Consider the following 6,679-nt stretch of genomic DNA (forward strand, 5'->3'; position numbering starts at 1 on the left):
AACAAATTTCGAAGAAGTATCACCAGAAGAACTAACAGAATCATTAAACTATATCAACAACCGACCAAGAAAATGTCTTGGTTGGAAAACTGCAAACGAGGCTTTTAATGAGCAATTGTTGCACTTAATTTGACAAATCATCTAATAAAAAGAGTTGAAATTGTTAACTGGAAAAGTTATCATATTATTAAATGGTAATTCTTGAATTGCAAATTACTAATAGCGATTTATCGAAAACATCGCGCAGTAGGTGTTTCAATCTCCAGATGAGTCGTAAATAGTCGTCACATGACGCTTTATCTAAACCTTTCCTGCAAAACATTGAATCAAAGGAGTTTTCTTAAAATGACAAAATATCGTTCACAAGAAGAAGTTCTTGCGAATTATGATTCTTCTAAATATATAACACCTGATGGGTATACATCAGATATCGCAATTTTTACAATAACGTCCGAAAAGGTAGAGGAAAAAGCACCTCCGATGATGACGCTTAAAATCATGTTGATAAAACGAGCCGATAAAGATCATGAAGGAAATCCAAATATCGAAGGTGGAAAATGGGCGCTTCCCGGTGGATTTGTAGATGCGACAAAAAGGGAAACGGCCTATATGGCTGCTAAAAGAGAATTGAAAGAGGAAACGAATGTAGATGGTCTACACGTTAAGCACTTTGGTGTCTACGATGACATAGATCGTGATCCTCGAGGTTGGATGATTTCAAATGCTTTTTATGCAATAGTTTCTGAAGTGTACATTGACCAGCGTCAAGCCAATGACGATGCAGCAGAAGTAGAGCTATATGATATAAATGAAGTGTTCGAACTAGAATTAGCCTTTGATCATCGAAAAATTATTTCAGACGCTTTAGCGTTTATTAAGAAAGATATGATACAAACGACGGTTGCTAAAAACTTTTTACCAAAAGAATTTACTTTATCTGAACTGCAGAGGGTTTTATTGACAGTGGGAGATGATCCACGCATTTCAAATGATTCTGTGTTCTTTACAAAAGCACCCAAGTTACCTTTTATTGAAAAAGTATTAGATGAAGAAGGTAAACCGAAGAAAACAAAAAGGAATTCGTTTAGACCGTCGCAATTATATACTTTTAATGACTTCGAAATCGTAGAGTCAATTTATCATTAGGAAAGCACCTGTCTTTCCTGATATTTTTCACTATAGTAATTTGTAATTATGTAATTACTAATTAAAAGAAAGTGGAGTGATGGAAATATGCCAAAACGTGCATTGATTAATATTGATTATACAGTGGATTTTGTAGCACCAGATGGAGCTCTAACTTGCGGAAAACCGGGGCAACTATTGGAAGAGGTAAATATACAATTAACAAAGGAATTTATCTCAAACGATGATTTTGTAGTTTTTGCCATTGATGTTCATGAAAAAGATGATAGCTATCATCCGGAAGAAAAGCTTTTTCCTCCTCATAATATAAGAGGTACAAAGGGGAGGGAACTATATGGTTCCTTAAAAGAACTATATGAAGAAAATAAAGAATTAGATCATGTCTACTACTTGGATAAAACAAGGTATTCTGCTTTTGCGGGTACGGATTTAGAGATTAAATTGCGCGAAAGAGGCATTGCTGAACTGCATTTAATAGGTGTATGTACGGATATTTGCATTCTTCATACAGCCGTAGATGCCTATAATAAAGGATTTAACATAGTTATTCATAAAAATGCAGTGGCATCTTTTAATCAAGCAGGGCATGAGTGGGCGTTAGGGCATTTCGAGCATTCTCTCGGAGCTACTATTATGTAAATGGAGGAAAATGAAATGAAATATGCAGATGATAGTTTAATGTTGCACACAGACTTATATCAAATAAATATGGTAGAAACTTACTGGAATGATGGTACTCAAAATAGAACAGCGGTTTTTGAACTGTACTTTCGACAGCTTCCGTTCGGTAATGGCTATGCGATATTTGCAGGCTTAAAAAAGATGATGGAGTTTATCAAAAACTTTGGTTTTTCTAATAGTGATATTCAATATTTACGCGAGGAAGGAAAATACTCAGAGGAATTTCTTAAATACCTTCAAAGTCTAAAATTTACAGGCACTATTTCTGCAATGAAGGAAGGTGAACTGGTATTTGCAAATGAACCTATTTTACGAATTGAAGCCCCGTTGGCAGAAGCTCAATTAATGGAGACACCTTTATTGAATATCGTTAATTACCAAACTCTTATTGCAACGAAGGCTTCACGCATTAAACAAGTGATTGGAAAGGATGTAGCGATGGAATTTGGTACTCGTCGAGCGCATGAATTTGATGCAGCGATTTGGGGAACTCGTGCAGCTTATATTGGTGGGTTTTCTGCAACTAGCAATGTCAGAGCTGGAAAATTATTTGGCATCCCTGTCTCAGGTACTCATGCGCATGCCATGATACAGGCATATCGTGACGAATACACTGCATTTACAAAGTATGCAAATACGCATAAAGATTGCGTTTTTTTAGTAGATACGTATGATACGTTGCGTTCAGGTGTTCCTAACGCAATTCGGGTCGCAAAGGAATTTGGAGATAAAATCAATTTTGTAGGAATCCGGCTGGACAGTGGAGACTTAGCGTATCTGTCAAAAAGAGCAAGGGAAATACTAGATGAAGCTGGCTTCACTGAAGCGGAAATTATAGCATCTAATGATTTGGATGAATACACGATTATAAATTTGCAGTCACAAGGGGCTAAAATTGATACATGGGGAATCGGAACTAAGCTTATTACAGCCTACGATCAAGCAGCTCTTGGGGGCGTATACAAATTAGTATCTGTTGAAGATGAAACCGGGAAAATGGTCGATACCATCAAAATTTCCGGAAATCCTGAAAAAGTAACGACCCCAGGCCGCAAGCGTATCTATCGAATTATTAATACAGACAATGGTCATGCTGAAGGAGATTATATTGCGTTGGACTACGAAAACCCACAGGAGGAAAAACGCTTGAAAATGTTTCACCCTGTTCATACTTATATCAGTAAATTTGTGACGAATTTTACAGCGAAAGAATTACATCAAGACATTGTTGTAAATGGTTCTATTCTTTACAAAGAACCAACACTTCAAGAAATTCAAGCATATGTAGAAGAAAATTTACATCTACTATGGAGTGAGTATAAACGAACAATGAATCCAGAAGAGTATCCGGTCGATTTAAGTCAAGCGTGCTGGGATAACAAAATGACAAGAATTAAAGAAATTAAAGAAAAAGTCACGAAGATGATGAGTGGAAGAAACTAATAGGAAAGAAGAATGGAGGGATAGATATTGGCGAGAATAGGAATTTACGGATCGTCCTTTGATCCAATTACAAATGTTCATCTTTGGACCGCAAGCACAGTCGCACATCGTTGCAAATTAGATAAAGTGATTTTTTTACCTTGTTCAAATAAACGAAAGGACAAGGAGATAAAAACTGAGAATACGCATCGATGGAATATGTTACAGCTGGCTATTGCTAAGGATGAGCGTTTTATTGCAGATTCATATGAAATGGAGCAAGAAGGCTGGAACATTTACACGTATGATACGATGAAATATTTTAGAGAACAACACCCAAATGATGAAATTCATTTTATTATGGGAGCCGATTTATTAGTTGATATTGGAGCGGGATTGTGGAAAAGAGGAGAAGCGTTAGTAGCTGAGAATAAATTTATTGTAATGGCGAGGCATGGAATCGATATGTTATCAACGATTAGTCGTTCTCCAATTTTGAGGAATCATGATGATGGAAGATTCCATTTGATTGACAAAGGCTTAGCGATGGAAATTAGCTCTACCTATATTCGAGAAGAATTCGCAATGGGCGGTGAACCAAAATATCTATTGCCTTCCGCTTGTTATGACTATATTAAAGAGCATAATCTTTATCAAAAATAATCTAGGTAAGGCAGATACATGATAGTAGAGTGTGGTTAAATACCGCACTTATTTTTATTTGGCTTATTAGCAAAAGTTTGGGATACCATTTGCTGAAACATTGCTATTTATATAAGTTGATTGGAGTGAAGGCTGGGGCGACCCCCTTGGAGCTCATCGGACGCACCCAGCCGGAACGGAAATCAACCTCACGCTTTGGTGGTAAATCTTTTATTTTGAAAAGATGGTGAACTTTCTCATATGTCGTTTTAGGTAAGATATAATAAATCTAAATGATATAGCAAACGTGCAAGGTGTTGCAATTACAAAAGGTTTTATGTATCACCTAGCACAATGATTAATGTTAGAAAGAGAAAGGAATTCTTAGAAATGCAGCTTACATTAACATTTCTTATTTTAGGAGCGACAATTTTGGCATTTGTGACAAATAAAGTACGAGCAGACCTCGTTGCGATTGTGTCACTTCTTGCCTTTGTCATTACAGATATTTTAACGCCAACAGAGGCACTTGCTGGTTTTTCGAACTCCGTAGTTTTAATGATTGCAGGGTTATTTGTTGTGGGAGCGGGAATTTTACGCACTGGACTTGCAGGAATGGCAGGGCGATTATTGTTGAAATGGTCAGGTGATAGTGAGTTAAAGTTATTTGTGTTATTGCTCATTATTGTAGGGACGGTAGGTGCCTTTATGAGTAATACAGGTACTGTAGCTTTAATGATGCCGATCGTTGTTAGTATCGCCATTAGTATGAAGGAAAGTCCTTCGAAATTCTTGCTGCCACTCTCTTATGTTGCTAGTCTTTCGGGGCTTATGACATTAATTGCTTCACCAACAAATTTAATTGTCAGTCAGTTATTAGTAGATCGAGGCTATAATAAGCTAGGATTTTTCGAAGTGACACCCATCGGTATAGTGGGAATGATAGTTGGTATTATCTATTTAGTACTCGTGCGCAATATTCTTTTACCAAATGAAAAAAATCGTACACAAACAAAAGCTGACTATAAACTATCTCCAAAGAAAATTATTAAGCAATATGATTTAAACAATCGTTTGTTTAAAGTGTTTGTCCCAGAGGATTCGTCGATTATTGACGCAACATTAGCAGAATTAAAGCTTCCGGCCAAATATGAGCTTTGTATGATGAAAATTCACCGACGGTCTCAAGAGGGCATTAATTTTTTACCGATGACATATCAGGAAATGGCGGGTCCGACGAGTGTGATACATGCAAAAGATGAATTGTATGTCCAAGGTGAGGAAGAGAATATTCGTCGCTTTGCATCGGATTATAGTCTAGAGATGCAGGAACTAGCTGAAGGAGAGGCTGATGAATTGGTATCGAAGCATCTTGGTATTGCTGAAGTATTATTAACGCCAAATTCGAGCTTTATTAATAAAACTGTTAGCACCCTAGGCTTCCGAGAAAAATATAATCTTAATATAATCGGCATTAATCATAGAGGCGGCTATAAACTTCAAGATATGGTGAAGCATAAATTGAAATTTGGTGATGCCATATTAGTGCAAGGATCATGGGATGAAATTCTATTACTCGCAAGGGAGACGCAGGATGTCGTTGTTGTTGGTCAACCGAAAGAGCATGCGAGTGTCGCGGCAGCAACGGGTAAAGCTGGTATTGCCGGTGTCATTATGCTTTTAATGATTGTCTTAATGGCTTTTGAAATTTTCCCTGCTGTTATTTCCGTCATGATTGGTGCCGTATTGATGATATTAACAGGTTGTTTACGTAATATGGAGGATGCATACAGCAATATGAACTTTGAAAGTATTGTGCTTGTAGCTGCGATGCTGCCGATGGCGACTGCGTTGGAGAAAACAGGTGGTATGGTTATTCTATCTGATGGTATCATTAACGCGCTTGGAGATTATGGACCGTATGGAGTACTAGTTGGTGTATATATTTTAACAGTTATTTTTGGACAATTTATTAGTAATACGGCTACTGCTGTCTTGTTCGCACCAATTGCTATGAATGCCGCGATTGCAATGGAAGCAAGTCCAACGACATTTATGATTGCTGTTGCTGTAGCAGCTAGTATGGCGTTCGTTACTCCGATTGCTTCCCCAACAAACGCGCTAGTTATGACAGCTGGCGGTTATAAGTTTATGGATTTTGTGAAGATTGGAATTCCGCTACAGATTATTATGTTTATTGTTATGATGTTGGCAATTCCATTTTTCTTCCCATTTTAAAAACTCGGTTTCTATACCGAGTTTTTTTGTTTGAGTGAAAAACAATTAATTTTTTAATAGAGATTATGATAAAATTATATTTTGAAACAATAAATTAACTTCAGATTTTGAGTTTAGTATTAAATTGTTTTCTTAATCATTGTATAGGAAGTTTCTCGATGAAGTGAAAAACTATAAATTTTTTAAAGAAAAAGTATTGACCTTTTAAAATTAAGAGTGTAGTATTATACAAGTCGTTAAGACAACCGCTGAAAAACAATTAAATTAAATAAATTAGTTGTTGACATCGAGTTTACGACATGATATTATATATGAGTTGCTGCTGAGAAAACAGCAACGAAATGAACCTTGAAAACTGAACAAGCAAAACGTAATCAATAAAGTTTTTAGTAACTAACCTCGAGTTAGTGAACGAAACAAAATTTTGGACATCAAACATGATGCCAGCAAAACAATTTGAGCTAATCAAATTTCTTTTTATGGAGAGTTTGATCCTGGCTCAGGACGAACGCTGGCGGCGTGCCTAATACATGCAAGTCGAGCGAACAGA

At 36.6% G+C, this 6,679-nt stretch carries 5 protein-coding genes, 1 rRNA gene and 1 pseudogene; all 7 read left to right on the top strand.

The annotated features are described in order from the left end of the window. Nucleotides 1-133: pseudogene (locus AC1DCY_RS26525) on the top strand (IS30 family transposase); the annotation flags it as partial. Between the two features lie 212 nt (nucleotides 134-345). After that, the gene (locus AC1DCY_RS26530; protein ID WP_477355514.1) at nucleotides 346-1,146 is read left to right on the top strand and encodes an NUDIX domain-containing protein; all 801 of its coding nucleotides are present in this window, start codon (nucleotides 346-348) and stop codon (nucleotides 1,144-1,146) included. A gap of 87 nt (nucleotides 1,147-1,233) precedes the next feature. Then, the gene (locus tag AC1DCY_RS26535; protein WP_477355517.1) at nucleotides 1,234-1,785 is read left to right on the top strand and encodes a cysteine hydrolase family protein; all 552 of its coding nucleotides are present in this window, start codon (nucleotides 1,234-1,236) and stop codon (nucleotides 1,783-1,785) included. Between the two features lie 15 nt (nucleotides 1,786-1,800). After that, the gene (locus tag AC1DCY_RS26540) at nucleotides 1,801-3,270 is read left to right on the top strand and encodes a nicotinate phosphoribosyltransferase (protein WP_477355519.1); all 1,470 of its coding nucleotides are present in this window, start codon (nucleotides 1,801-1,803) and stop codon (nucleotides 3,268-3,270) included. A gap of 27 nt (nucleotides 3,271-3,297) precedes the next feature. Beyond that, nucleotides 3,298-3,912, top strand: coding sequence for a nicotinate-nucleotide adenylyltransferase (gene nadD, locus AC1DCY_RS26545; RefSeq protein ID WP_477355521.1), 615 nt, complete (start codon nucleotides 3,298-3,300; stop codon nucleotides 3,910-3,912). Nucleotides 3,913-4,281: 369 nt separating this feature from the next. Continuing rightward, nucleotides 4,282-6,129, top strand: a complete 1,848-nt coding sequence (locus AC1DCY_RS26550; protein ID WP_477355523.1) for an SLC13 family permease — start codon at nucleotides 4,282-4,284, stop codon at nucleotides 6,127-6,129. Between the two features lie 476 nt (nucleotides 6,130-6,605). Further along, a 16S ribosomal RNA gene (locus AC1DCY_RS26555) occupies nucleotides 6,606-6,679 on the top strand; the annotation flags it as partial.

The organism is Lysinibacillus sp. 10T31, assembly GCF_056394365.1.